Here is a 23,460-nt window from a genome sequence, read left to right on the forward strand (position 1 = left end):
AGAAGGGGAGCTATAATATCCATGAACCGCCGCGAACTGATCGCCTCGACCGCCGCTGTCGGCCTCGCCGCCGCCTCCCCCGCCCTTGCCCGCTCGACTTCCGGAGCCTCGATGTCCCTGCCCCAACCGCCTGTCGCCAAGAAGGTCCCTGTCCGCATCGAACAACTGGGCCGCGTCCGCGTCGACGACTATCAGTGGATGAAGGACGACAACTGGCAGGCCGTGCTGCGCGACCCGTCGCTGATCAAGGCAGACGTCAAGGAACACCTGACCGCCGAGAACGCCTATCGCGAGGCCATGATGGCCTCCACCCTGCCCCTGCAGGCCCAGATGTTCGAAGAGATGAAGGGCCGCATCAAGGAGGAGGACAGCTCCGTCCCCGCCGCCGACGGTCCGTGGGAGTATTTCACGGAGTACCGCACCGGCGAGCAGCACCCGCGCTATATGCGGGTCGAACGTCAGGGGATCTGGATCGTCGACGGCCAGCCCGTGACCAAAAACTTCATCAAGGCCCCGACGCCCCAACTCCTGCTCGACTGCAACGCCCTGGCCGAAGGCAAGGCCTATTCGGAAGTCTCCGCGACCGGGCACAGCCCCGATCACGCCCTGTTCGCCTATGCAGAGGACGCCCAAGGGTCCGAGGTCTTCAAGATCTACATCAAGGATCTGGCGACGGGCGAGGTCCTGCCCAATCCCATCGAATCGGCGACCGATAACTTCACCTTCTCGCCGGACAGCCAGTGGATCTTCTGGACCAACCGCGACGACAACGGCCGTCCTGACAAGATCTTCCGCCGTCCCGCGCGCGGCGGCGAGGCCGTCCTGGTCAACCAGGAAGACGACGAGGGCATGTTCCAGAGCATCGGCCGGACGTCGGACGACGCCTTTCTGATCATCAGCATCGCCAACCAGGAGACGTCCGAAAGCCGCATCATTCCCGGCGCGAGCCCGACGGCGACGCCCGTGGTGGTCGAGCCGCGCCACGTCGGCCGGCTGTATGACCTGGATCACTGGGGCGACCGCTGGGTGATCCGCACCAATGCCGACGACGCCATCGATTTCAAGGTGGTCGAGGCGCCGACCGCCGCTCCGGCAAAGGCGAACTGGAAGGACCTGATCCCCCACACGCCCGGCCGCTTCATCGAGGGCGTGGCCCTGGTCAAGGACTTCATCGGCCGTCAGGAACGCGCCGACGCCAACACCAAGATCGTCATCCGCGACCGCGCCGGGGCCGAGCATGAGATCGCCGTGGACGAGCCCGCCTACGCCCTGTCGCTGGGCGGGGCGTCGGAGTTCGACACCACGCTCATGCGCTATGGCTACAACTCGCCGTCCACGCCGACCTCGACCTATGACTATGACCTGAAGACGCGCGAGCGGGCTTTGCGCAAGGTTCAGGAAGTCCCCTCGGGCCACAATCCGGCGGACTATGTGGTCGAACGGCTGAACGCCCCGGCGTCCGACGGCGAGCTGGTGCCGGTGACGGTTCTGCGCCGCAAGGACACGCCGGTCGACGGCTCGGCGCCCCTGCTGCTCTACGGCTACGGCTCCTACGGCATCCCGATGGCGGCCAGCTTCTCGACCAACCGGCTGTCGCTGGTGGATCGCGGCTTCATCTACGCCATCGCCCATATCCGCGGCGGCTCGGACAAGGGTTGGAACTGGTTCCTGACGGCCCGGCGAATGACCAAGAAGAACACCTTCACCGACTTCGTCGCCTGCGCCGAACACCTGATCGATCGCAAATACGCAACGGCAGGCAAGATCGTGGCCCAGGGCGGGTCGGCGGGCGGCCTGCTGATGGGCGCCGTCACCAACATGCGGCCTGACCTGTGGGCGGGGGTGATCGGCAGCGTGCCCTTCGTCGACGTCATCAACACCATGAGCGACACGAGCCTGCCGCTGACCCCGCCGGAATGGCCCGAATGGGGCAACCCGATCGAGGACGCCGCCGCCTACGACTACATGTACAGCTACAGCCCTTACGACCAGATCGCGGCCAAGCCCTATCCGGCGGTGTTGGCGACCGGCGGCCTGTCCGATCCGCGCGTCACCTACTGGGAGCCGGAAAAGTGGGTGGCCAAGCTGCGGCCCGCGACCACCTCGGGCAATCCGGTCCTGTTGAAGATCAACATGACCGCCGGCCACTTCAGCTCGTCGGGCCGCTTCGACTATCTGAAGGACGTGGCCCACGACTACGCCTTCGCCGTCTGGGCGGTCGAGAAGGGCTGGGAAAAGGCGTGATCGTCCGGCCGTTCACGGAAGCCGACCTGGCGGCCGTCGCGGCCATCTACGCCGACAGCGTGCTGAACGGCACGGGGACGTTCGAACTGGACGTCCCCACTGCCGAGGAGATGCGGGCGCGCCTGGCCGCGCCCGCCGCCCTGGGCCTGCCCGTTCTGGTCGCAGAGATCGGGGATCAGGTCGCAGGCTACGCCTATGCCGGGCCCTATCGGCTGCGGGCCGCCTATCGCTACATGGTCGAGGACTCGATCTATGTCGCCGAGGCGTTTCGCGGGCGCGGGGTCGGCAAGGCTCTTCTGGACGCCTTGTTGAACGCCTGCGAAGCCATGGGGCTGCGTCAGATGGTGGCGGTGATCGGCGACAGCGCCAATGCAGGCTCCATCGCCCTGCACGCCGCGGCGGGTTTCGAGCCGGTCGGGGTCTTTCACGCCGCCGGTTGGAAGTTCGACGGCTGGCGCGACGTGGTCTTCATGCAGAAGGCCCTGGGGCCGGGGGCGACCGCGGCGCCGGATACGCCGGGCCTGGACTGCGGGCGCTAGAAGCTGAATTCGCAGCTAATTTCGCGCGTCCTTCACATTGCGCTTGACCGGGTCGTGAGTCGCCCTTAATCCGCGCTTCTCCTCCTCGCGGAGGGAAACGCGGGTGTAGCTCAGTTGGTTAGAGTGCCGGCCTGTCACGCCGGAGGTCGCGGGTTCGAGCCCCGTCACTCGCGCCATTCTCTTCAGCGAAGGGAATGGCGCACACCGCTCCCGATCATCGCCTCCCTAGACAATCGACAAGCTTGAACCGCTGACGCAGGTCGTCTGCGGGTTTCGTCGTTTGTCTGGCCTTCCTCGAAATGTGCACTCAAAAAAACAGGGTGCACATAGTGCACATTCGCCCCGGTTCTCCTCTCTTCGCCCCTTGCCGCAAAGGCGACGCCCATGAGCGCCACCAGCATGACACGGGTCCGGGATCAGGCTGGCGAAACCGTCGAAGAAAGTTCCAATCCCTGAAATTCGTTGGGATTGGCGCGCACAAGTCCGCTGGCGAGAGGGGGCGGGCCTCGCATTCTGAAAAGAAGAAAGGGGAGGAAGGCGTCCAGCCTCCCTCCCCTTTTCCGATCAATCGACCGACTTCACATTGTCGTCCGAGTTACGGTCGATCCAGCGATTGTAAGGATCGACGCCGGCGAAGGACGGCTTCTTGTCCGTGACGAAGCGGAAGACCTGGGTCCCGCTACGGACGGGACGACGCTCCATCAGGATGACCGACTTGCGGTCGAACGCGCCCTTGCCGGGTTCGGCCGAGAACAGGCCGATCTCGAAGGTTTCCTTCAACGGGGCCTCGGTCTCCTCACCCTTGCCGTCGGCGTAGAGCTTGCGGGCCTCGACCGTCAGGGCGACGTCCCACTTGCCGTCGGCGCGGCGGGTCGCCGTGACCGACTTGGTCTTCACGTCATACAGGGTGATCTTTTCGAATAGGTCGGTGATCAGAGCCTGTTTGTCGGCCGGGGCTTCGGCGCGGATCGCAGCCAGCAGGTCCAGCGAGCGCGGATAGGGCGCCGGCTTGAAGGCGTACTGGGCCAGGACGCGACGCAGGGCGCGGTTCACCGCCTCCTCGCCGATCTGATCGCGCAGCAGATACATGACCAGGCCGCCCTTCTGGTAGTGGATGTACTGCTGGTTCTCGATCCGCAGCAGCGGAGTCTCTTCCAGTCGTTCCATGCCGCGCGAACGCAGGTAGCGGTCCAACTCATACTTGAGGAAGCGACGGATCTTGTCCGGCCCGTAGAGCTTCTCCATCACCATCAGGGCCGAGTATTGGGCCAGGGATTCCGACAGCAGGGTCGAGCCCTGCTGGTTCGAGCCGATCACCTGGTGGGCCCACCACTGGTGCCCGACTTCGTGGGCGGTGATGTAGGTGACGTAGTCGATCTTCTCCTCGTCGGTCAGGTCGGCGATGAAGCCGAGGCCTTCCGAGTAGGGCATGGTGTTGGCGAAGGCCTGGGCGAAGCTGGCGTAGGCCGGGAACTCGATGATCCGAGCCTGGCGGAACTGATACGGGCTGAAAGCCGTACCGTAGTAGTCCAGCGAGGTCTTCATGGCCGTCAGCATGCGCGGCACGTTCCGTTCGTGACCCTGGTGATAATAGACCGCCAGTTCGATCGGGCCGTGCTGCTCCTTGGCCACCTGGTAGTCGGCGGACTGAACCGAGAAGAAGTTCAGAACGGGCGCCTCGGTGACGAAGCGGGCCGTGCGGCGGCCGTTCTTCGTCACGTCGGACACCTTGTAGCCCGGGGCGATCGGCGTCTGATCGGCCACTGTGGTCACGGTGATGTCGGCGTTGACCCAGCCGGAACCGATGTAGTTGTGGTTCAGGGCGCTGACGTCCTCCAGCTTGGCCATGCGTAGCTCGGCAGGCAGGCCGTGCTTGCGGCGCTTGGCACGGTCGGACAGCAGGCCGTCGCGGCCCATGCCGATGGTCAGGCCGAACTCGCCGTTGTTGACGAAGGTGCCGTTGTCGACCACGCGGGTGGTGTCGCCGCTGTTCTTGAAGCCGCGCTGCTCCAGCACCGTCTCGAAGGCGATGGTGCGCTTCTCGCCCGGCTGCATCGGCGTGGCGAAACGATAGATGCGGTACTCGAACTGCGGCCACTCCTTGGCCACTGTGGCGCCCTGAACCTCGAGTTTCGCGATCTTCAGGCCGTGGTTCCAGCGCAGGTGCACCTCATTCAGCGGCGCGCCCGTGCGGTTCTCGATGACGTAGGTTCCCTTGGTCGTCAGGCGCGGCTGGTGCGGATAGAGGTCCAGGTCCAGCTTGACGTCGGTGATCTCGGGTTGCGGCGTCTTCTCGTACTTCAGCAGGGTCTTTTCGTAGTCCGCCATCAGTTGCTCCTGCTGATCGCGGCTGCGGTATTCGTTCCAGACATTGGTGTTGATGAAGACGTAGACGCCCAGGGCCACGAAGGCGGTCAGGGCCAGGCCACCGACGGCTCCGGCCGGTCCCATCAGACGACGCGGCAGGCGCTTGAGGCGCGGCAGGAAGCGGGTCTCGGCGCCCCGACGCCACAGGCCGTAGGCGATGACCAGCAGAACGATGGCGAAGGAGGCCCAGTAGGCCTGCATCCAGGCGGCGCGGATGGCGAACTTGCCCGTGCCGTTCATGTCCGACAGGGGCATGCCCGTTCCGGAGGCGTAGCGGTACAGGATGTGATCGAAGCCGAGGTTCGACAGGACGATGGTCGAGATCAGGTAGACCACCATGACGGCCCAGCCGACGAACTTGTTCGGCGACAGGGACTGGATGAAGACGGCCAGGATGGCCAGCAAGGCGTAGCTGACCACCTCGGGAGCGACATACCAGGCCAGGTATTTGCCGATCTCGTAGTCGGTGTAACCCTTGAAGGTCTGGACCAGGATGCCCGCGACGGCGGCCGCGACCAGGGTCGACGCCAGGACCAGGATCAGGGCTAGGGTCTTGGGCAGCAGGAAGGTCCAGTCGGGCGTGGAGGTGGCGTCGATGATTTCGTGGGTGCGTCGTTCACGGTCACGCCAGACCAGTTCGCCAGAATAGTAGATGGCGATGATCATGGCGACGAGACCGAAGGAACCGCCCAGGGTTTCGATCACCACGCGGGTCACGGGCAGGATCGGCGCGCCGTAGATCTCGCCCGCGAACAACAGGACGGCGATGCTGAAGGCGAAGCCCAGGGCCAGCATGATGAAATAGGCGGGGCTCTTGAACACCGCCTTCATCTCGAATCCGGTGCGGGAGATGAGTTGCGTCAGGCTGGCCTTGAAGCCGTAGGAAGGCGCGGCGAGCGGCGCGGTCGGGGCGACGGTTTCGGGCGCGGCGTCGGCCAGGGCGCGCAACTTCTCCTGCTTGCGCAGCTTGGCTCCGCGCGGCGACGGCCGGTACAGCGGATAGGCGACGGCCAGGAAGAAGGCGCTGACCCCCAGCCACAGCAGCTTGTTGCCCAGCAGGACGCCGGTCAGCGGGGCGTTGATCGTGTTCCGCTCCGCGGCGGTCCAGTACTTGGTCGCCAGGCCGTAGGCCCCTGCCCCAAAGGGCTCCAACCAGGCCACGAGGGTTTCAAGCTCGGGCTTGGAGCCGAAGACCGATGTGGTGGTCATGTAGAGAATGAAGACCGCGACGACGCCGACATAGGTGGCCATCATCGAGCGGGTGACGGTGGCCAGCATGAAGAAGACCGCCGAGCTGAAGAAGACGCCCGGCAGCCCCATGACGACATAGCCGTAGAGGTAGTCGAGCGGACGGAAGGCGCCGATCGTCTCCTTGTCCACCCAGGGCATCAGCGTGCCGATCAGCATCCCTAGGGCGACCGACAGGAAGGCCAGGGCCACGACGCCGAAAGCGCCGAGGAACCGACCGTAGAGATAGTCGAACTTCGACAGTCGGCTGGACTGGATCATGGGGCCGAAGCCGCTTGTCACGTCGCGGACCACGACATTGGCGACGATGGCCGTGGTGGCCAGCATGAAGAAGAGGGTGAAGGACAGATGGGCCTGGGCGATGGCGAAGGGCGCGTTCTTCAGGACGTTGCCGCCTGTGCCCAGGCTGACGTTCGGGCTGGCGACGCTGCCGAAGCTCAGCAGGAAGAAGAGGATGGATATGACCCAGAAGGCGGGCTGGCGAAGCTGATAGCGGAACTCAAAGGCCGCGACTTTTCCAAACATGGCGCTGGCCTCAGGCGGCTTGAGCGGCCGGGCGGCGCGAGGCGGCCAGGGTCGAGAAGTAGACGTCCTCCAGGCCGCCGGAAGCGGACTCGAAGCCCTCGCCCGGCTTGGCGTCGGCCAGGACGTGGATCACGGTTTGCCCTGCGAACAGGCGCGTCGAGATGACCTCGTAACGGGCGCGATGTTCCGGCAGGGCCTCCTTGGCGATGGTCTTGCGCCAGACACGGCCGGACATCTGCTTCATCAGTTCGAGCGGAGCGCCTTCCAGCTGGATCTTGCCGCCCGCCAGCACCGCCATGCGGGGGCACAGGTCGGCCACGTCCTCGACGATGTGGGTCGAGAGGATGACCACCACGTTCTCGCCGATCTCGGCCAGGAGGTTGAGGAAGCGGTTGCGTTCTTCCGGATCCAGGCCGGCGGTGGGTTCGTCGACGATGATCAGGCGCGGATTGCCGATCAGGGCCTGGGCGATGCCGAAACGCTGGCGCATGCCGCCGGAGAAGCCCGCCAGGGCCTTGCGCCGGACGCTCCACAGATTGACCTGGTTCAGCAGGGCCTCGACGGTCTGCTTGCGCTCCTTGCCGTCGGCGATCCCCTTCAGCACCGCCATGTGGTCCAGCATGTCGTAGGCCGAGACGCGCGGATAGACGCCGAAGTCCTGGGGCAGATAGCCGAGGGTGCGGCGCAGCTGTTCCGGCTGACGGATCACGTCGATGTCGCCGAAACGAATCTCGCCCGAAGTCGGGCTCTGCAGGGTGGCGATGGTGCGCATCAGGGTCGACTTGCCCGCGCCGTTCGGGCCCAGAAGGCCGAACATGCCGGTCGGGATCGTCAGATTGACGTCGTCCAGGGCCCGTGTCCCGTTGCCGTAGACGTGGACCAGATTGTTGATCGTCAGCATGAAGCGCCCCCTCGCTGTGTAAAAGACACTTCACACTGACGGCATCACGGCGGGGGCATCAAGTTACAGATCGGACAGAATTGGACGATCGGCGGCGTCAGAGGTCGTCGACACGGTGTTCCGCCGCCTGAGCTTCGGCCTTCATCCAGCGCACGAAGGCGCGGGCCGGCTCGGACACGCCGCTGCGCCGGGTCAGGACATGGTAAGCGAGATCCGTCGCCAGGGCGCCGTCCGCGAAGGGGGACACGAGACGCCCCGACGCCAGGTCGTCGGCGACGAAGGCATAGGGCGCCAGGGCGACCCCCTGACCGTGGGCGGCGGCCTCGATGGCCAGGGCGGTCTGGTCGAAGCGCGGTCCGGAGGCGGCGTCCACGTCGTCCAGGCCCCGGGTCTGCAGCCATTCGGCCCAGTCGGGACGAGGCTCCTCCAACTCGCTGGGACGCAGGTGGATCAGGACATGACGCGCCAGATCGGCAGGACGTTTCAGGGCGTCGGGGCCGATGGTCAGGGCCGGACTGCACACGGGGATTACGTCGGCCGACAGCAGGCGTTCGGAGCGGACGCCTGAATAGTCGCCCCGGCCGTAGCGCACGGCCACGTCCACCCGGCCGCCGCCGACATCGACCAGACGCATGTCCGCCGACATCCAGAGCTCGACCTCGGGATGGGCCGCGGCGAAGCGCGCCATGCGGGGCGCCAGCCACTTGGCCGCGAAGGACGGAGGGGCGCTGACGGCCAGGGCGTGACGGCGGTCCGGCCGGTACAGCAGGTCCCCTGCCCGCTTCAGGTAGTCGAAGCCGTCATGCAGCAGCGGATAGAGTTCGGCGCCCAGGTCGGTCAGGGCGATCTGGCGGCCTTCACGATGGAACAGGGGGGCGCCGGCGTGTTCCTCCAGGATGCGGATCTGCTGGCTGATGGCGCCGGGCGTGACCGACAGCTCCTCGGCCGCGCGGGTGATGTTCAGGCGGCGCGCGGCGGCTTCGAAGGCCTTCAGGGCGTTCAGGGGCGGGATGCGGCTGTCGAGAGGCGCGCTTTTCTTGCCGGTCTTGCTCATCGTCCGGTCATCCAGTCGGGCGTGGGCAGGTCGCGGGCGGTCAGGAAGGCGGGATCATAGACCTTGCTGGCGTAGCGCTGGCCAGCGTCGCACAGGACGGTGACGATGGTCTTGCCCGGCCCCAGGTCGCGGGCCATGCGGACGGCGCCGGCGATGTTCACGCCGCTGGACGGACCCAGGGACAGGCCTTCATGCTTTACCATGTCGAACAGGATGGGCAGGAACTCCGCATCCTCGATCCGATAGGGATGATCGACCGCCAGGCCTTCCAGGTTGCCGGTGATGCGGTTGACGCCGATGCCTTCGGTGATCGAACTGCCCTCGCCCTTCAGCACGCCGTCCGTGAACCAGCTGTAGAGGGCGGCGCCCGGCACGTCGGCCAGGCCGATGCGGACCTCGGGATTGCGTTCACGCAGGTAGGCGGCGCAGCCCGCTAGGGTTCCGCCCGATCCAGCGGCGCAGATGAAGCCGTCCACCCGTCCGTCCGTCTGCTTCCAGATTTCGGGCGCCGTGCCTTCGTAGTGGGCCTCGCGGTTGGCGGGATTGTCGAACTGATCGGCGTAGAAGGCGCCGTTCGGCTCGCTCTCGTTCAGTTCCTCGGCCAGGCGGCGGGAATAGTGGACGAAATGGTTGGGGCTGGCGAAGGGCGCCGGATCGACCTCGATCAGACGGGCGCCGTGGAGGCGGACGGCGCGCTTCTTCTCGTCCGTCTGGCTGCGCGGCATGACGATGACGACGGGATGGCCCAGGGCGGCGCCCACCAGGGCCAGGCCCACGCCGGTATTGCCCGCGGTGCCTTCGACGATTGTCCCGCCGGGCTTCAGCGCGCCCGACGCCCGGGCCTTGCGAATGATGCTGAGCGCCGCGCGATCCTTGATCGAGCCGCCGACGTTCATGAACTCGGCCTTGCCCAGGATTTCACAGCCGGTCAGCTCCGACGCGCGCTTCAGGCGCACCAGGGGCGTATTGCCGATCAGGCCGAGGACGTCAGGGGCGACGATCATGGAGAATCCGAACCGTGGAGAGGAGCGAACCTCTTAGCCACAGTTCAGATTTTCTAACAACCGCCCTAGATGTGGATCACGCGGCCGTAAGCATCCAGGGCGGCCTCGTGCATGGCCTCGGACATGGTCGGGTGCGGGTAGACGATGCCGTGGATGTCTTCCTCGGTCGCCTCCATGGTGATGGCGGTAACGTAGCCCTGGATCATCTCGGTGACGTCGGCGCCGATCATGTGGGCGCCGATCAGGGCGCCGGTCTTGGCGTCGAAGATGACCTTGACGAAGCCGTCGGTCTCGCCCGCCGCGATGGCCTTGCCGTTCACCTTGAAGGGGAAGCGGCCGATCTTGACCTCGCGGCCCTCGGCCTTGGCGCCCTGCTCCGTCACCCCGACTGAGGCGACCTGCGGCTGGGCGTAGGTGCAGCCGGCGATCGGCGAATGGACGTTCGGCGTCTTGTAGCCGGCGATGTGTTCGGCGGCGTGTATGCCTTCGTGCGAAGCCTTGTGCGCCAGCCAGGGCGCGCCGGCGCAGTCGCCGATGGCATAGAGGCCCTTCACATTGGTCTGGCAGTGGCTGTCGGTCTTGATGTGGCCGCGGTCCAGTTCGACGCCCAAGGCCTCCAGGCCGATGCCGTCGGTGTTGGCGGTAATGCCGACGGCCGAGATGCAGACCTCGGCCTCCAGGCTTTCGGCCTTGCCGTTGACTTCAAGATCGACCTTCACACCCTTGGAATCCTTGAAGACCTTCGTCACCTTGGCGCCGAGCTTGAACTTGATGCCGCGCTTCTCGAAGCCCTTCTGGGCGGCCTTGGAGACCTCTTCGTCCTCGACCGGCATGACGCGATCGACGGCTTCGACGACCGTCACCTCGGCGCCGAGGGCGCGATAGAAGCTGGCGAACTCGATGCCGATGGCGCCCGAACCGATGACCACGAAGGTCTTGGGCAATTTCTTCGGCGCCAGGGCGTCGCGATAGGCCCAGATCTTGTCGCCATCGGCCTCGAGCCCGATCTGCGGCAGGGCGCGTGCGCGGGCGCCGACGGCCAGCATGACGGTCTTGGCCTCAATGGCGCGCGAGCCGCCGGCCTTCAGGGCCACGACGACCTTGGGCGCTGCGGCGCCCTTCTCCAGCTTGGCCGAACCTTCGATGACCTCGATCTTGTTTTTCTTCATCAGGAAGCCGACGCCCTGATTCAGTTGCTTGGCCACGCCGCGCGACCGCTGGATGATGGCGTCGAAGTCGAACGACGCGCCCGAGGCGGACAGGCCGTAGTCCTTCAGGTGCGACAGGCTCTCGAACTTCTCGCCCGACTTCAGCAGGGCCTTGGTCGGGATACAGCCCCAGTTCAGGCAGATGCCGCCCAGGTTCTCACGCTCGACGATGGCGACCTTCTGGCCCAGTTGGCTGGCGCGGATGGCCGCGACGTAACCGCCGGGGCCTGAGCCGATGACGACGAGATCGAATTCAGCAGCCATGATCAGATCAACTTCTCGATGTCGGCCTTGATGGCCTCGGGTTCAGTCTGGGGCGAATAGCGCGCGACGACGCGGCCTTCGCGGTCGGTCAGGAACTTGGTGAAGTTCCACTTGATGGCCTGGGAGCCCATGAAACCGCGCTTCTGACGGGTCAGCAGGCATAGAGCGGATGCCGGTTCGGCCCGTTGACCTCGATCTTGTCGAACAAGGGAAAGGTCACGTCGAAGCTGGTGGCGCAGAAGGCGGCGATTTCCGCCGCCCTGCCCGGCTCCTGCCCGCCGAACTGGTTGCAGGGAAAGCCCAGGACCTCGAAGGGCGCGTCGGCGAAGTCGCGGTGCAACTTCTCCAGCCCGTCATACTGACCGGTGAAGCCGCACTTGGACGCCGTGTTGACGATCAGCAGCGCCTGACCGCGAAAGCGGTCCAGCGACACGTCCGCGCCGTCGATGGCCCGGGCGGAGAAGTCATAGACCGAGGTCATGACCCCTCTCCTCCCACTTTTTCAGCACATGATCTCATCCGAAAACCGCTGACATTTTTCGGGATCATGTGACTAGGCCAGCATCGCCACGGGATCTTCGATCAGCGGCTTGAACGCCTGCAGGAAGCGGGCGCCCGTCGCGCCGTCGACCACGCGGTGATCGCAGGTCAGGGTCACGGTCATGACGGTGGCCGGAACGATCTGGCCGTCCTTGACGACCGGGCGTTGTTCGCCGGCGCCCACGCTCATGATGCAGCCCTGCGGCTCATTGATGATCGAGCTGAATTGCTTGATGCCGAACATGCCCAGGTTGGACACCGAGAAGGTGCCGCCCTGGAACTCTTCCGGCTTCAGCTTGCGTTCGCGCGCGCGCTTGGCCAGGTCCTTGGACTCGGTCGCGATCTGGGCCAGGCCTTTGGTCTCGGCCTTCCTGATGATCGGGGTGATCAGGCCGCCGTCGATGGCCACCGCCATGGAGACGTCGGCGTTGTGGTGCATGGCGATGCCTTCCGGCGTGTAGGAGGCGTTCGCCTCCGGCACCATCTTCAGGGCCAAGGCGGCGGCCTTGATGACGAAGTCGTTGACCGAGACCTTGATCCCTTGCGGCTCCAGCATCTTGTTCACCTTGGCGCGGACGGCCATCAGCTGGTCGATCTCGCAGTCGATGAAGAGCGGGAAGTGCGGCACGTTCTGGATGCTGTCGACCATGCGACGCGCCACGGCCTTCTTCATGCCGTCCAGCGGGATCAGGTCGTAGCTGCCGTCCGGGATGCCCATCTGGGCCAGCGACGGCGCCTGACGCGGAGCGATGCCCGTGGTCGCGGCGGCGGTCGCCGTCGAAGCGGCGGGCTGAGCCGCTCCCTTCGGGGCGCCTTCGACGTCGCGCTTGACGATGCGGCCGTGGGGGCCGGTGCCCTTGATCGACTTCAGATCGACGCCGTTCTGGGCGGCGATGCGACGGGCCAGGGGCGAGGCGAAGATGCGTTCGCCGACTGCCGACTTCGGCGCGGCCGGAGCCGAGGCGACAGGCGCTGCAGCCTCGGGCGCTTCAACCGGAGCGGCCGCAGCCTTCGGGGCCTCCTCCGCCTTGGCGGCGGGCTTGGGCGCCGCCGCACCGCCCTCGTCCTTCAGGCGGGCGATCGGGGTGTTGACCTTCACGCCTTCAGTACCTTCGGCGACCAGGATGTCGGTGACCTCGCCCTCGTCGACGGCCTCGACCTCCATCGTGGCCTTGTCGGTCTCGATCTCGGCGATGACGTCGCCGGCGGAGACGACGTCCCCGACCTTAACGTGCCACTTGGCCAGAACGCCCTCTTCCATGGTCGGCGACAGGGCGGGCATCAGGATGTCGGTCATGCCATCACCTGCTTAACGGCGGCGATGATCTTGTCCACGCCCGGCAGCGACAGGGCTTCCAGGTTGGCGGCATAGGGCAGAGGCACGTCTTCCTGGTGCACCCGCAGCGGCGGGGCGTCCAGATAGTCGAAGGCATGCTCGATCACACGGGCCACGACCTCGGCGCCGACGCCCATCGGGCCCCAACCTTCCTCGGCCGAGACCAGGCGGTTGGTCTTCTTGACGCTTTCGACGATGGTTTCGTGGTCCAGCGGACGCAGGGTGCGCAGGTCGACAACCTCGGCCGAGATGCCTTCTTCAGCCAACTTTTCAGCGGCCTGCAGGGCGAAGCCGACCATGCGGCTGTGGGCCGTGATGGTGACGTGCGTGCCTTCACGGCGGACCTTGGCCTTGCCGATCGGCACGACGTAGTCCTCGACCTCCGGCACGTCGAACTCGAGGCCGTACATCATCTCGTGCTCGAGGAAGACGACGGGGTTCGGATCGCGGATGGCGGCTTTCAGCAGGCCCTTGGCGTCAGCCGCGTCATAGGGCGCGATGACCTTCAGACCCGGAACCTGGGCGTACCAGGCCGAATAGTCCTGACTGTGCTGGGCGCCGACGCGGCTGGCGGCGCCGTTGGGGCCGCGGAAGACGATGTCGGCGCGAATCTGACCGCCCGACATGTAGAGGGTCTTGGCGGCGGAGTTGATCACGTGGTCGATCGCCTGCATGCCGAAGTTCCACGTCATGAACTCGACGATGGGCTTCAGGCCCGCCATGGCGGCGCCGACGCCGAGGCCGGCGAAGCCGTGCTCGGTGATCGGGGTATCGACGACGCGGCGGTCGCCGAACTCCTGCAGCAGGTCGCGGCTGACCTTGTAGGCGCCCTGGTACTGGGCGACTTCCTCGCCCATCAGGAAGACGCGGTCGTCACGGCGCATTTCCTCGGCCATGGCGTCGCGCAGGGCGTCGCGGATGGTCGTCTTGACCAGCTTGGCGTCGGCGGGGATTTCCGGGTCGCGCAGTTCCGTCTTCGGTGCAGCGGGAGCGGCGGCTGCGGCAGCCGGAGCGGCGGCGGGCGCGGCTTCGGCCTTGGCCGCGGGGGCCGGAGCGGCGTCTTCGCCAGCCAGACGGGCGATCGGCGTGTTGACCTTCACGTTCTCGGAGCCTTCCGGCACCAGGATCTCCAGCACTTCGCCTTCATCGACGGCTTCGACTTCCATCGTCGCCTTGTCGGTTTCGATCTCGGCGATCACCTGGCCGGCCGACACGGTGTCGCCCGCCTTGATGTGCCACTTGGTCAGCGTGCCCTCTTCCATCGTGGGGGACAGCGCCGGCATCAGAATGTCGGTCACGGATCAGGCCTCCACGTAGACGTCAGTATAGAGCTCGGACGGATCCGGCTCAGGGCTTTCCTGTGCGAATTGCACGGCTTCGGCGACGATGGCCTTCACCTCGTTGTCGATGGCCTTCAGCTCTTCCTCGGTCGCCTTGGCGGCGGCGAGCAGCATCTTCAGGTGGTCGATGGGGTCGCGGGTCTTCTTGACCTCGTCGACCTCTTCCTTGGTGCGGTACTTGGCCGGGTCCGACATGGAGTGGCCGCGATAGCGGTAGGTCTTCACCTCGAGGATGTAGGGACCTTCGCCTGCGCGGGCGCGGGCCACGGCGCGGGCGGTAGCGTCGCGCACGGCCAGGACGTCCATGCCGTCGACCTGTTCGCCCGGAATGCCGAAGCTGGCGCCGCGCATGAACAGTTCAGTCGTGGACGACGAGCGCTCGATGCTCGTGCCCATGGCGTACTGGTTGTTCTCGATGATGTAGATGGCCGGCAGCTTCCACAGCTGGGCCATGTTGAAGCTCTCGTAGACCTGCCCCTGGTTCGAGGCGCCGTCGCCGAAGTAGACGAAGGCGACCGAGTCGTCGCCGCGGTACTTGCCGGCGAAGGCCAGACCGGTGCCCAGGGCCACCTGGGCGCCGACGATGCCGTGACCGCCGTAGAAGCCGGTCGGCACATCGAACATGTGCATCGAACCGCCCTTGCCCTTGGATGAGCCGCCGATGCGGCCGGTCAGCTCGGCCATGACGGCGTTCGGATCCATGCCGGCGGCCAGCATGTGGCCGTGGTCGCGGTAGCCGGTGATGATCTTGTCATAGCCCTGCTTGACGCTCTCCTGAACGCCCACCGCCACGGCTTCCTGACCGATGTAGAGGTGGCAGAAGCCGCCGATCAGGCCCATGCCGTAAAGCTGGCCCGCGCGCTCTTCGAAGCGGCGGATGAGGACCATCTCGCGGTAGAAGCGCAGCAGGTCTTCCTTTGAAGCCTGAGGCGTGTTCGGAATCTTGGTGTCGCCCGCGCTGGGCGAGGTTTTCTGAGCGGCGGCTTTCGCCATCCGGCATCTCCCGGCTGCGCCCCTGCTTTCAGGGACTCTTATCGTTACGGAAAGGGGCTTTAGCAGCCTTCGTTCCCGAAACGCAAAGCGAGCCGATCAGGCTGTAACAATAGTTCAGGAGATGCTGGCCTGGGCCGAAGCCGATGCGGCGGGGGCGTTGACGCGCACCACATAGTCACGGGGATCGGCGAAACCGAGCACCGCCCTCGCCCGCTCTTCCAGGAGATCCTTGGACAAGCTCTCGGTGCGCAGGTAGCGGACCCGGACTTCGAGGTCGCGTCTCTGTTCGGTCAGATGGGCCAGTTGCGCCTCGCGCTTGGTCAGCAGGGCGTCCCGTTCCGCGCCGCTCAACAGACCCCGCTGCCCGGTCAGGGCCTGAACGCCGAGGTAGACGATCAAGAACAACAGGAACACTGACGGCAGGTAGGGCTTCATCTGCTCGGGCACGACTGACGCTCCTTCTGAGCGTAAACACGGTTTCCTTATCCTGACCGAAAATGCCTAACGAACCGTAGCTTGGCCGTAATTGCGAACGCCGCCCCCGAGGTTCGGGGACGGCGTCGCGGCGTCGGATGGACGGTCGGCTTATTTCAGCAGCATGCCGTCGCCGAAATAGGCGGCCTGGTCGCCCAGCATCTCTTCGATGCGCAGCAGCTGGTTGTACTTGGCCGTGCGGTCCGAACGGGCCAGCGAGCCGGTCTTGATCTGTCCGCAGTTGGTGGCGACGGCCAGGTCGGCGATGGTCGAGTCCTCGGTCTCGCCCGAGCGGTGGCTCATGACCGAGGTGTAGCCGGCGCGGTGGGCCATATCGACGGCGTCAAGGGTTTCAGACAGGGTGCCGATCTGGTTGACCTTGATCAGGATGGAGTTGGCCAGGCCCTCGCCGATGCCGGCGGCCAGGCGACGCGGGTTGGTCACGAACAAGTCATCGCCGACCAGCTGAACGCGGTCGCCCAGACGGTCCGTCAGCAGCTTCCAGCCGTCGAAGTCGTCCTCGGCGCAGCCGTCCTCGATCGAGACGATGGGGAAGCGCTCGACCAGATCGGCCAGGTAGCCGACCATGCCTTCGGCGTCGAAGGACTTGCCCTCGCCCGTCAGGTTGTACTTGCCGTTCTTGAAGAACTCGGTCGAGGCGACGTCCAGGCCCAGGTGGAAGTCCTCGCCCGCCAGATAGCCGGCCGACTGGCCCGCCTTGGTGATGAAGGCCAGGGCTTCTTCGGCCGAGGCGAGGTTCGGGGCGAAGCCGCCCTCGTCGCCGACGTTGGTGTTGTGGCCGGCGTCCTTCAGAGCCTTCTTCAGGGCATGGAAGATCTCGGCGCCCATGCGCAGGGCGTCCGAGAAGCTGTCGGCGCCGGTCGGCAGGATCATGAACTCCTGGATGTCGATCGGATTGTCGGCGTGGGCGCCGCCGTTGATGATGTTCATCATCGGGGTCGGCAGGATGCGGGCCGAGACGCCGCCGATGTAACGGTGCAGCGGCAGGTTGGCCGAGATGGCGCTGGCCTTGGCCACGGCCAGGGAGACGCCCAGGATGGCGTTGGCGCCCAGGCGGGCCTTGTTCTCCGTGCCGTCCAGTTCGATCAGGGCCTCGTCGATGCGGCGCTGGTCCTCGGCGTCCATGCCGGACAGGGCGTCGAAGATTTCGCCGTTGACGGCGTCGACGGCCTTCTGGACGCCCTTGCCGCCCCAGACCTCCTTGTCGCCGTCGCGCAGTTCGACGGCTTCGTGCGCGCCGGTCGAGGCGCCCGAAGGCACGGCGGCGCGGCCGAAGCTGCCGTCTTCCAGGGTGACGTCGACCTCAACCGTCGGATTGCCCCGGCTGTCGAGAATCTGGCGGGCGACGATGTCGGCGATATCGGTCATGGAGACGCTCTAGTCTGTAAGGGAAGTGGTCTGACGAAGGCGTTTAGCCCGCCCCCGCCGAATCGCCAACCTGCGAAGCCCCTTCCCCGCTTCTCATCGCGGCATGGACGGGTCAGGAGCAGCCTTCCACGAGCTGGATGCTGGGACCGCCGGCGCGGATCGCGGCGACCTTGCCGTCCTGTCCGATCTCGAACACCAGACCGCGAGCGGCGGGGTCGGAGACGTAGGTGTTCAGCAGATGATCCGCGCCCGGCCACAGGGTGACATAGGCGGCGGGCGCCTCCTGATACTTGTGGGGAGTGACGCCGGCGGACGCGCCGTAGCGGGTCTTCAACTGCTCGCCGTCGGAACCGAGACCGACGCCGTCGGCCGTCTTGATCGCGGAATCCCTTACGGCGGTCAGGCGGGTCAGAACCCCCTTCTCCATCATGACCAACAGGCCTTGGGGCGCGCGCGGCGCCTGATATTGTCGGCATTCCGAGGGTTCGGCTTCGGCGACGTTCGCGGGCGGCGGCCCCACGGCGGCGTCGACCTGGGCTTGGGTCATGCCGATCTTCAAGGGGCCGTAGCCCTGAGGCGTCAGGACATCCGCAGCGGCGGGAGAAGCTGAGGCTACGGCTTCAGGCGGCTTGGCTTCTGGCGTTTTCGGCGTGTCGGGGGCGTTGCAGGCGGCCAGGGTCAACAGGGCGACGGAGCCAAGGGCGGCGTTACGGATCATGCGGCGTTCTCCGGATCGGGTTCGCCGCCCATAACGCACGAAAACGGCGCGCGATGACATCGCGCGCCGCCAAAAACTTCGTCCGGTCGAGACCGGCGTCGTCGGAAAAGACTTAGTCTTCCTTCGGCGTCAGAACCTGACGGCCGCGGTACATGCCGGTCTTCAGGTCGACGTGGTGCGGACGACGCAGCTCGCCGGTGTCCTTGTCTTCGACATAGGTGTTGGCGCCCAGGGCGTCGTGAGCACGACGCATGTTGCGACGCGAGGGGGATACTTTGCGCTTCGGAACGGCCATGTCCGTCTCAATCTCTAAGTCGGTGCGCCGGTGAAGACGCGAAAACAACAGCGGCGGCCCCAGAATGAGAGCCGCCACGCGAGGGCGAGCTTATGCATGAAGCCGCAACCGATTTCAAGGCCTTCCGGTCGCGCGGGCGGAAAGCCGGTCAGTTCGGCCCAGCAAGCCTTTGCGCCACGGCCTCGCCGATCGCCAGGGAACTGGTCAGGCCAGGGCTTTCGATGCCGAACAGGGCCATCAGACCTTCGAGGCGGTGATTCGCGACGCCGTGCAGTTGGAAGTCCGGCTGGGTCTCTCCCTGGCCATGCAGCTTGGGGCGAATGCCGGCGTAGTCGGGCGTCAGTCGTTCCGCCTTCACGCCGGGCCAGAAGCGGCGGATGTAGCGGGCGAATTCTTCCGCCTTGCCCGGATCGACCGAATAGTCCTCGGTCTCGACATAGGCCAGATCGGGACCGAACACCCCCTGTCCGCCCAGGTCCTTGCGATAGTGGGTGCCCAGGGCGCCGGGAATGGGCGGCGGGTAGATCAGACGATTGAAGGGCGCAGGTCCGGTCAGCCGGAAGTAGATTCCCTTGCCCAGATGGCGCGCCGGGATGTCGGCGGCCGGATAGCCTTCGATCCGCGCGGCGACATCCTGCGCCGACAGGCCCGACGCCGTGACCAGCAGGCGCGTGGTCAGGACCGCCCCGCCCTCGCCGCCGGCCGTGACGCGGAAGCCGCCGCCGGGCAGAGGCTCGGCCCGTTCGAACGGGGTGGAAACGACGACGGAGCCGCCCGCGTCCTCGATCTCGCCCTGTAGGGCCAGCATGTAGTCGTGGCTGGCGAAGACGCCGCTCTCGGGCGACAGGATGGCGGCATGGGCGTTGAGTTCCGGCTCCAGCGCCCGGGCCTGGGCGCCGGTCAGATGCTCCAGACCCTCCACGCCATTGGTCGTCGCCTGCTGGAATATGGCCTCGATGCGCTCGACCTCGGCCTCCTCGGTCGCCACGACCAGCTTGCCGCACTTCCAGTGGTCGATCTTGTGGCTGTCGAGAAAGTCGTAGAGCGCGCGACGGCCCTCGACGCAGAACTTCGCCTTCAGCGACCCGGTCGGATAATAGAGGCCGCCGTGGATGACCTCGGAATTGCGCGAGGACACGCCCTGGCCGATGTGCGGCTCCTTTTCTAGGACCAGCACGGTCAGGCCGCGTTTGGCCAAGGCCCGACCGCAGGCCAGCCCTACGGCTCCCGCGCCCACGACCGTCGCATCGAAGTCGAAAGGCGCGCTCATCGGTCTCTACCTCCTGCCGTATAGGGCCTGGGCCCGGCCCTCGAAGCACTGGATCAGCTTTTCGACCGCCCGGTCGAAGTTCGCCTGCAGCATCATGTCCAGCATGCGCGACTTGAAGGCGAAGTCGATGAAGAATTCCAGTCGCGCGCCCTGGGGGTGGGGATGAAACTCCCAGCGGTTCTTCAGATGCTTGAAGGGGCCGCGGATCAGGCCGACCTCGACCTTGGGCGCATGGATGTCGTGGCGCACCCAGGTCGAGAACCGCTCGGACAGGAAGGCGAAGCCGACGCCCGCTTCGGCGTCCAGCAAGCGCACGCCCGGCGCCTCGTCCCGTTCGTTCCAGACGCGCATCGACGTGATCCAGGGCACGAAGTCGGGATAGGCGCGCACGTCCGCCACCAGGGCGGCGAGTTGTTCAGGCGCATAGGGCAGGATGCGCGTTACCCGATGGACGGCCAAGGGGTCAGCGGCCGTTCCGGGTCGACAACTGGGCCTCGCGGGCCGCGCGCAGCCGGGCGAAGTCGTCGCCCGCGTGGTGCGACGAGCGCGTCAGCGGCGAGGACGACACCATCAGGAAGCCCTTGGCCCGGGCGATCGCCTCATAGGCCTTGAACTCTTCCGGAGTGACGAAGCGGTCGATGGCGGCGTGCTTGCGCGTCGGCTGCAGGTACTGGCCGATGGTGATGAAGTCGACGCCGGCGGAACGCATGTCGTCCATCACCTGCATGACCTCTTCCTTGGTCTCGCCCAGGCCGACCATGATGCCGGACTTGGTGAACTGGTTCGGGTCGCGCTCCTTGACCATCTGCAGCAGGCGCAGGGAGTGGAAGTAGCGGGCGCCGGGCCGGATCTTCAGATAGAGGCGCGGAACCGTCTCGAGGTTGTGATTGAAGACGTCGGGCCTGGCGTCGATCATCACCTCGGCCGCGCCGTCCTTGCGAAGGAAGTCGGGGGTCAGGATTTCAATGGTGGTGTTCGGCGCCTGAAGACGAATCTGGCGCACCACCTCGGCGAAGTGGGCGGCGCCGCCATCGGACACGTCGTCGCGGTCCACAGAGGTGATGACGACGTGGTTCAGGCCCATCTGCTGGACGGCCAGACCGACCTTGGCCGGCTCTTCCGGGTCCAGCGGTTGCGGCAGGCCGGTCTTGACGTTGCAGAAGGCGCAGGCCCGCGTGCAGGTGTCGCCCATGATCATGAGCGTGGCGTGCTTCTGGCTCCAGCACTCGCCGATGTTCGGGCAGGCGGCCTCCTCACAGACGGTGTGCAGACCCTTGGAGCGCACGATGTCCTTGGTGGCGTTGTACTGGCCCGAACCGGGCGCCTTCACCCGCAGCCAGTCGGGCTTCTTCAGCACGACTGAATCCGGCCGGTTCTGCTTTTCCGGGTGACGAAGCTCGGACGGCTTCTTCTGCAGGGTGTCGATCAGCGTGACCATCGCCGGCGGTCTGGCTCCTGTTTTCAAGGCCGCTATGTCGGACTTCCGCGCTTCAAAGGCAAGGCACACTCGGTTTCAGTCCGCGAACGGAAGGGCATCACGCGACGTTACGCATCTTTTCAAGGCGACCTTACGTCACTAGGTTCCGGCCTCTTGTAACCGAGAGGGCCGCGCCAGAGCTCTCCGAAGGAGGACGTGCTTGCTGCGGGCAGCCCTGGACCCCAAGGTCTACGACGAAACCCTGTTCGACGCGCTGGTCGATGCGCGCGCCCGCTACGGCGACAAGGAGATCCTGGAGGACCAGGATCGCCACCCCCTGACCTACACCGGCCTGATCAGGGCCGCCTTCGTCCTGGGGCGCAAGATCGCCAAGCTGACCCAGCCGGGCGAGCGCGTGGGCGTTCTGCTGCCGTCCAGCGCGGGCGTGGTCGTGACCTTCTTCGCCCTGCACGCCTTCGGTCGCGTGCCGGTCATGCTGAACTTCACCTCGGGCGAGGCCAATCTGAAGGCGGCGCTGAAGACGGCGGGCGTGAAGAAGATCCTGTCGGCCAAGCGCTTCGTCACCCAAGCCAAGCTGGACGACCTGATGGAGGCCCTGGCCGAGGCGGCGGAGATCGTCTGGCTGGACGACATCCGCAAGACCATCGGCGTGGCCGACAAGCTCTACGGCCTGAGCGCCGGCATGGCGCCCAAGCGGTTCCGCGTGAAGACCGATCCGGATTCGGCGGGCGTGGTCCTGTTCACCTCCGGCAGCTTCGGCGCGCCCAAGGGCGTGGTGCTGAGCCAGAAGAACCTGGTCGCCAATGCGCGGCAGGTGGCCGCCCATATCGAACTGGACCCGGACTGGGTCATGTTCAACCCGCTGCCGACCTTCCACTGCTTCGGCCTGACCGGCGGGGTCATCCTGCCGCTGTTGCAGGGCCTGAAGGCGTTCGAATATCCCTCGCCCCTGCACGCCAAGCAGATCACCGACCTGCTGCCCCAGGTGAAGGCGTCGATCCTGTTCGCCACCGACACCTTCCTGAACCAGTACGCGCGTGTGGCCGAGCCGGGCGATTTCGCCACCCTGCAGTTCGCGGTGGCGGGTGCGGAAAAGGTGCGCGACGAGACGCGCCAGATGTTCAACACCAAGTTCGGCGGCGTCGAACTGCTGGAAGGCTACGGCGCGACCGAGGCGGCGCCCGTGGTGGCCGTGAACCATCCCGACCGCAACCGACCGGGCACGGTGGGCCAGATCTTGCCGGGCATGGAATACCGGATCGAGCCGGTCGAGGGCATCGCGGTCGGCGGCCGCCTGTACCTGCGCGGGCCGAACGTGATGGAAGGCTATATCTCGCCGAACGATCCCGACAATCTGGAGCCCCTGGCCGACGGTTGGCACGACACGGGCGACATCGTCGACATCGACACCGAGGGCTATATCACCATCCTGGGCCGGGTGAAGCGGTTCGCCAAGATCGGCGGCGAGATGGTGTCCCTGACGGCGGTCGAGGGCATGGCCGGCGCCGTCTGGCCCGATGGCCATCATGCGGTCGTGGCCGTGCCGGATTCCAAGAAGGGCGAGCGGCTGGTTCTGGTCACGGACGTCGCGACGGCGGAAGCTGCGCGCCTGTCGGAATGGGCGCGTGACAACGGCGCGCCGGAACTGGCCGTGCCGAAGAAGATCATCAAGATCGACGCCATCCCCGTCCTGGGCACCGGCAAGACCGACTATGTCGCCATCCAGAAGATGGTCGAAAAGGAACTGAAGGGCGGCTGATCCCGAGGCTTGCCGTTCCGTGCGCTTCCCATAAGCTCGACCTTGTCAGCCCCCGCACAGACGGGGCGCAAGAAGGCTGAGGAGACGCCATGGCCCGTTCGAATTCCCTCTCCCGCTGGGAGCCGCATGTTCTGAGCCTGCTGCGCATCGTGGCGGGGCTGCTGCTGCTCCAGCACGGATGCCAGAAGATACTGGGCTTCCCGCCGGGCGGGCATGGCGGAGGAATCGACCTGTCGACCCTGGCGGGCTGGTCCGGGCCGATTGAACTGGTCGGCGGCGTCCTGATCGTGCTGGGCCTGTTCAGCCGGCCGACCGCCTTCGTCCTGTCGGGCTTCACCGCCGTGGCCTATTGGATGGTCCATGCGCCGCAGAGCCTCTACCCCATCAACAACGGCGGAGAACTGGCGGCCCTCTACTGCTTCGTCTTCCTGTTCCTGGTCTTCGCCGGTCCGGGACCGATCGCCCTGGACAACATGCTGCGCGGCGGCCGTCGCCGCTGACGCATGTGGCGCGGCGTCCGGTCAGTCGGTCCGGACGCCCGTCATGAAGATCAG

Annotated in this window: 19 protein-coding genes, 1 tRNA gene and 1 pseudogene; 5 read left to right on the forward strand and 16 right to left on the reverse strand. The window is 66.1% G+C overall.

The genetic code is table 11. The features are described 5' to 3' along the window. Positions 1 to 21: 21 nt before the first annotated feature. The 3 genes from ABIE19_RS07600 (at position 22) to ABIE19_RS07610 (ending at position 2,959) form a co-directional block, all read left to right on the forward strand. Complete coding sequence (locus tag ABIE19_RS07600) at positions 22 to 2,244, forward strand: S9 family peptidase (RefSeq protein ID WP_354088517.1); 2,223 nt, start codon at positions 22 to 24, stop codon at positions 2,242 to 2,244. Beyond that, complete coding sequence (locus tag ABIE19_RS07605) at positions 2,241 to 2,783, forward strand: GNAT family N-acetyltransferase (protein ID WP_354088518.1); 543 nt, start codon at positions 2,241 to 2,243, stop codon at positions 2,781 to 2,783. The genes ABIE19_RS07600 and ABIE19_RS07605 overlap by 4 nt, the downstream gene beginning before the upstream one ends. A gap of 99 nt (positions 2,784 to 2,882) precedes the next feature. Then, positions 2,883 to 2,959: transfer RNA gene (locus ABIE19_RS07610), tRNA-Asp, on the forward strand. A gap of 388 nt (positions 2,960 to 3,347) precedes the next feature. On the opposite strand, the gene ABIE19_RS07615 is transcribed toward ABIE19_RS07610, so the two are convergent. The 16 genes and pseudogenes from ABIE19_RS07615 to lipA all read right to left on the reverse strand — a co-directional run bounded on the left by ABIE19_RS07615 (position 3,348) and on the right by lipA (position 21,147). After that, on the reverse strand, positions 3,348 to 6,923 hold the full coding sequence (locus tag ABIE19_RS07615; RefSeq protein WP_354088519.1) for an ABC transporter permease/M1 family aminopeptidase: 3,576 nt from the start codon (positions 6,921 to 6,923) through the stop codon (positions 3,348 to 3,350). A 10-nt stretch (positions 6,924 to 6,933) separates the two neighbouring features. Beyond that, a complete protein-coding gene (locus ABIE19_RS07620) occupies positions 6,934 to 7,824 on the reverse strand; it encodes an ABC transporter ATP-binding protein (protein WP_354088520.1) in 891 nt (296 codons plus the stop codon). A gap of 97 nt (positions 7,825 to 7,921) precedes the next feature. Continuing rightward, positions 7,922 to 8,878, reverse strand: a complete 957-nt coding sequence (gcvA, locus tag ABIE19_RS07625; RefSeq protein ID WP_354088521.1) for a transcriptional regulator GcvA — start codon at positions 8,876 to 8,878, stop codon at positions 7,922 to 7,924. Next, positions 8,875 to 9,882 carry a cysteine synthase A gene (locus ABIE19_RS07630; protein WP_354088522.1) on the reverse strand — a complete coding sequence of 336 codons (1,008 nt, stop codon included), beginning with the start codon at positions 9,880 to 9,882 and terminating at the stop codon, positions 8,875 to 8,877. The genes gcvA and ABIE19_RS07630 overlap by 4 nt, the downstream gene beginning before the upstream one ends. 65 nt (positions 9,883 to 9,947) lie before the next feature. Continuing rightward, entirely contained in the window at positions 9,948 to 11,354 is a 1,407-nt protein-coding gene (gene lpdA, locus ABIE19_RS07635; protein WP_354088523.1) for a dihydrolipoyl dehydrogenase, read from the reverse strand. Positions 11,355 to 11,356: 2 nt separating this feature from the next. Next, positions 11,357 to 11,835: pseudogene (locus ABIE19_RS07640) on the reverse strand (glutathione peroxidase). Positions 11,836 to 11,907: 72 nt separating this feature from the next. Then, complete coding sequence (locus tag ABIE19_RS07645; RefSeq protein WP_354088524.1) at positions 11,908 to 13,191, reverse strand: pyruvate dehydrogenase complex dihydrolipoamide acetyltransferase; 1,284 nt, start codon at positions 13,189 to 13,191, stop codon at positions 11,908 to 11,910. Then, positions 13,188 to 14,528, reverse strand: a complete 1,341-nt coding sequence (locus ABIE19_RS07650; RefSeq protein ID WP_354088525.1) for a pyruvate dehydrogenase complex E1 component subunit beta — start codon at positions 14,526 to 14,528, stop codon at positions 13,188 to 13,190. Before ABIE19_RS07650 ends, ABIE19_RS07645 begins: the two co-directional genes overlap by 4 nt. 3 nt (positions 14,529 to 14,531) lie before the next feature. Continuing rightward, a complete protein-coding gene (gene pdhA, locus ABIE19_RS07655; protein ID WP_354088526.1) occupies positions 14,532 to 15,563 on the reverse strand; it encodes a pyruvate dehydrogenase (acetyl-transferring) E1 component subunit alpha in 1,032 nt (343 codons plus the stop codon). Positions 15,564 to 15,677: 114 nt separating this feature from the next. Further along, positions 15,678 to 15,998, reverse strand: a complete 321-nt coding sequence (locus tag ABIE19_RS07660; protein WP_354088606.1) for an FtsB family cell division protein — start codon at positions 15,996 to 15,998, stop codon at positions 15,678 to 15,680. 150 nt (positions 15,999 to 16,148) lie between these two features. Then, complete coding sequence (eno, locus tag ABIE19_RS07665) at positions 16,149 to 17,426, reverse strand: phosphopyruvate hydratase (protein WP_354088527.1); 1,278 nt, start codon at positions 17,424 to 17,426, stop codon at positions 16,149 to 16,151. 112 nt (positions 17,427 to 17,538) lie between these two features. Next, the gene (locus tag ABIE19_RS07670; protein WP_354088528.1) at positions 17,539 to 18,144 is read right to left on the reverse strand and encodes a hypothetical protein; all 606 of its coding nucleotides are present in this window, start codon (positions 18,142 to 18,144) and stop codon (positions 17,539 to 17,541) included. A gap of 112 nt (positions 18,145 to 18,256) precedes the next feature. After that, entirely contained in the window at positions 18,257 to 18,439 is a 183-nt protein-coding gene (gene rpmF, locus ABIE19_RS07675) for a 50S ribosomal protein L32 (RefSeq protein ID WP_327446456.1), read from the reverse strand. A gap of 148 nt (positions 18,440 to 18,587) precedes the next feature. Further along, positions 18,588 to 19,709 carry an NAD(P)/FAD-dependent oxidoreductase gene (locus ABIE19_RS07680; RefSeq protein ID WP_354088529.1) on the reverse strand — a complete coding sequence of 374 codons (1,122 nt, stop codon included), beginning with the start codon at positions 19,707 to 19,709 and terminating at the stop codon, positions 18,588 to 18,590. Positions 19,710 to 19,715: 6 nt separating this feature from the next. Then, positions 19,716 to 20,168: a type II toxin-antitoxin system RatA family toxin gene (locus ABIE19_RS07685; RefSeq protein ID WP_354088530.1), complete on the reverse strand. Its 453-nt coding sequence runs from the start codon at positions 20,166 to 20,168 to the stop codon at positions 19,716 to 19,718. A 4-nt stretch (positions 20,169 to 20,172) separates the two neighbouring features. Further along, positions 20,173 to 21,147, reverse strand: coding sequence for a lipoyl synthase (gene lipA / locus ABIE19_RS07690; RefSeq protein WP_354088531.1), 975 nt, complete (start codon positions 21,145 to 21,147; stop codon positions 20,173 to 20,175). A gap of 202 nt (positions 21,148 to 21,349) precedes the next feature. On the opposite strand from lipA, the gene ABIE19_RS07695 reads away from it, so the two are divergent. Next, the gene (locus tag ABIE19_RS07695) at positions 21,350 to 22,906 is read left to right on the forward strand and encodes an AMP-binding protein (protein ID WP_435521139.1); all 1,557 of its coding nucleotides are present in this window, start codon (positions 21,350 to 21,352) and stop codon (positions 22,904 to 22,906) included. A gap of 89 nt (positions 22,907 to 22,995) precedes the next feature. Next, positions 22,996 to 23,406, forward strand: a complete 411-nt coding sequence (locus ABIE19_RS07700; RefSeq protein WP_354088533.1) for a DoxX family protein — start codon at positions 22,996 to 22,998, stop codon at positions 23,404 to 23,406. The last annotated feature ends 54 nt before the right edge of the window (positions 23,407 to 23,460 follow it).

This window comes from Brevundimonas faecalis (assembly GCF_040549405.1).
GTDB classification, from domain to species: domain Bacteria; phylum Pseudomonadota; class Alphaproteobacteria; order Caulobacterales; family Caulobacteraceae; genus Brevundimonas; species Brevundimonas faecalis.

Coding starts and splice junctions, on each gene's coding strand:
- rpmF (WP_327446456.1), bottom strand. CDS start 18,439: ATGGCCGTTCCGAAGCGCAAAGTATCCCCCTCGCGTCGCAACATGCGT.
- ABIE19_RS07630 (WP_354088522.1), bottom strand. CDS start 9,882: ATGATCGTCGCCCCTGACGTCCTCGGCCTGATCGGCAATACGCCCCTG.
- eno (WP_354088527.1), bottom strand. CDS start 17,426: ATGACCGATATCGCCGACATCGTCGCCCGCCAGATTCTCGACAGCCGG.
- ABIE19_RS07645 (WP_354088524.1), bottom strand. CDS start 13,191: ATGACCGACATCCTGATGCCCGCCCTGTCGCCGACCATGGAAGAGGGC.
- ABIE19_RS07615 (WP_354088519.1), bottom strand. CDS start 6,923: ATGTTTGGAAAAGTCGCGGCCTTTGAGTTCCGCTATCAGCTTCGCCAG.
- gcvA (WP_354088521.1), bottom strand. CDS start 8,878: ATGAGCAAGACCGGCAAGAAAAGCGCGCCTCTCGACAGCCGCATCCCG.
- lipA (WP_354088531.1), bottom strand. CDS start 21,147: ATGGTCACGCTGATCGACACCCTGCAGAAGAAGCCGTCCGAGCTTCGT.
- ABIE19_RS07660 (WP_354088606.1), bottom strand. CDS start 15,998: ATGAAGCCCTACCTGCCGTCAGTGTTCCTGTTGTTCTTGATCGTCTAC.
- ABIE19_RS07700 (WP_354088533.1), top strand. CDS start 22,996: ATGGCCCGTTCGAATTCCCTCTCCCGCTGGGAGCCGCATGTTCTGAGC.
- ABIE19_RS07680 (WP_354088529.1), bottom strand. CDS start 19,709: ATGAGCGCGCCTTTCGACTTCGATGCGACGGTCGTGGGCGCGGGAGCC.
- pdhA (WP_354088526.1), bottom strand. CDS start 15,563: ATGGCGAAAGCCGCCGCTCAGAAAACCTCGCCCAGCGCGGGCGACACC.
- ABIE19_RS07670 (WP_354088528.1), bottom strand. CDS start 18,144: ATGATCCGTAACGCCGCCCTTGGCTCCGTCGCCCTGTTGACCCTGGCC.
- ABIE19_RS07600 (WP_354088517.1), top strand. CDS start 22: ATGAACCGCCGCGAACTGATCGCCTCGACCGCCGCTGTCGGCCTCGCC.
- ABIE19_RS07620 (WP_354088520.1), bottom strand. CDS start 7,824: ATGCTGACGATCAACAATCTGGTCCACGTCTACGGCAACGGGACACGG.
- lpdA (WP_354088523.1), bottom strand. CDS start 11,354: ATGGCTGCTGAATTCGATCTCGTCGTCATCGGCTCAGGCCCCGGCGGT.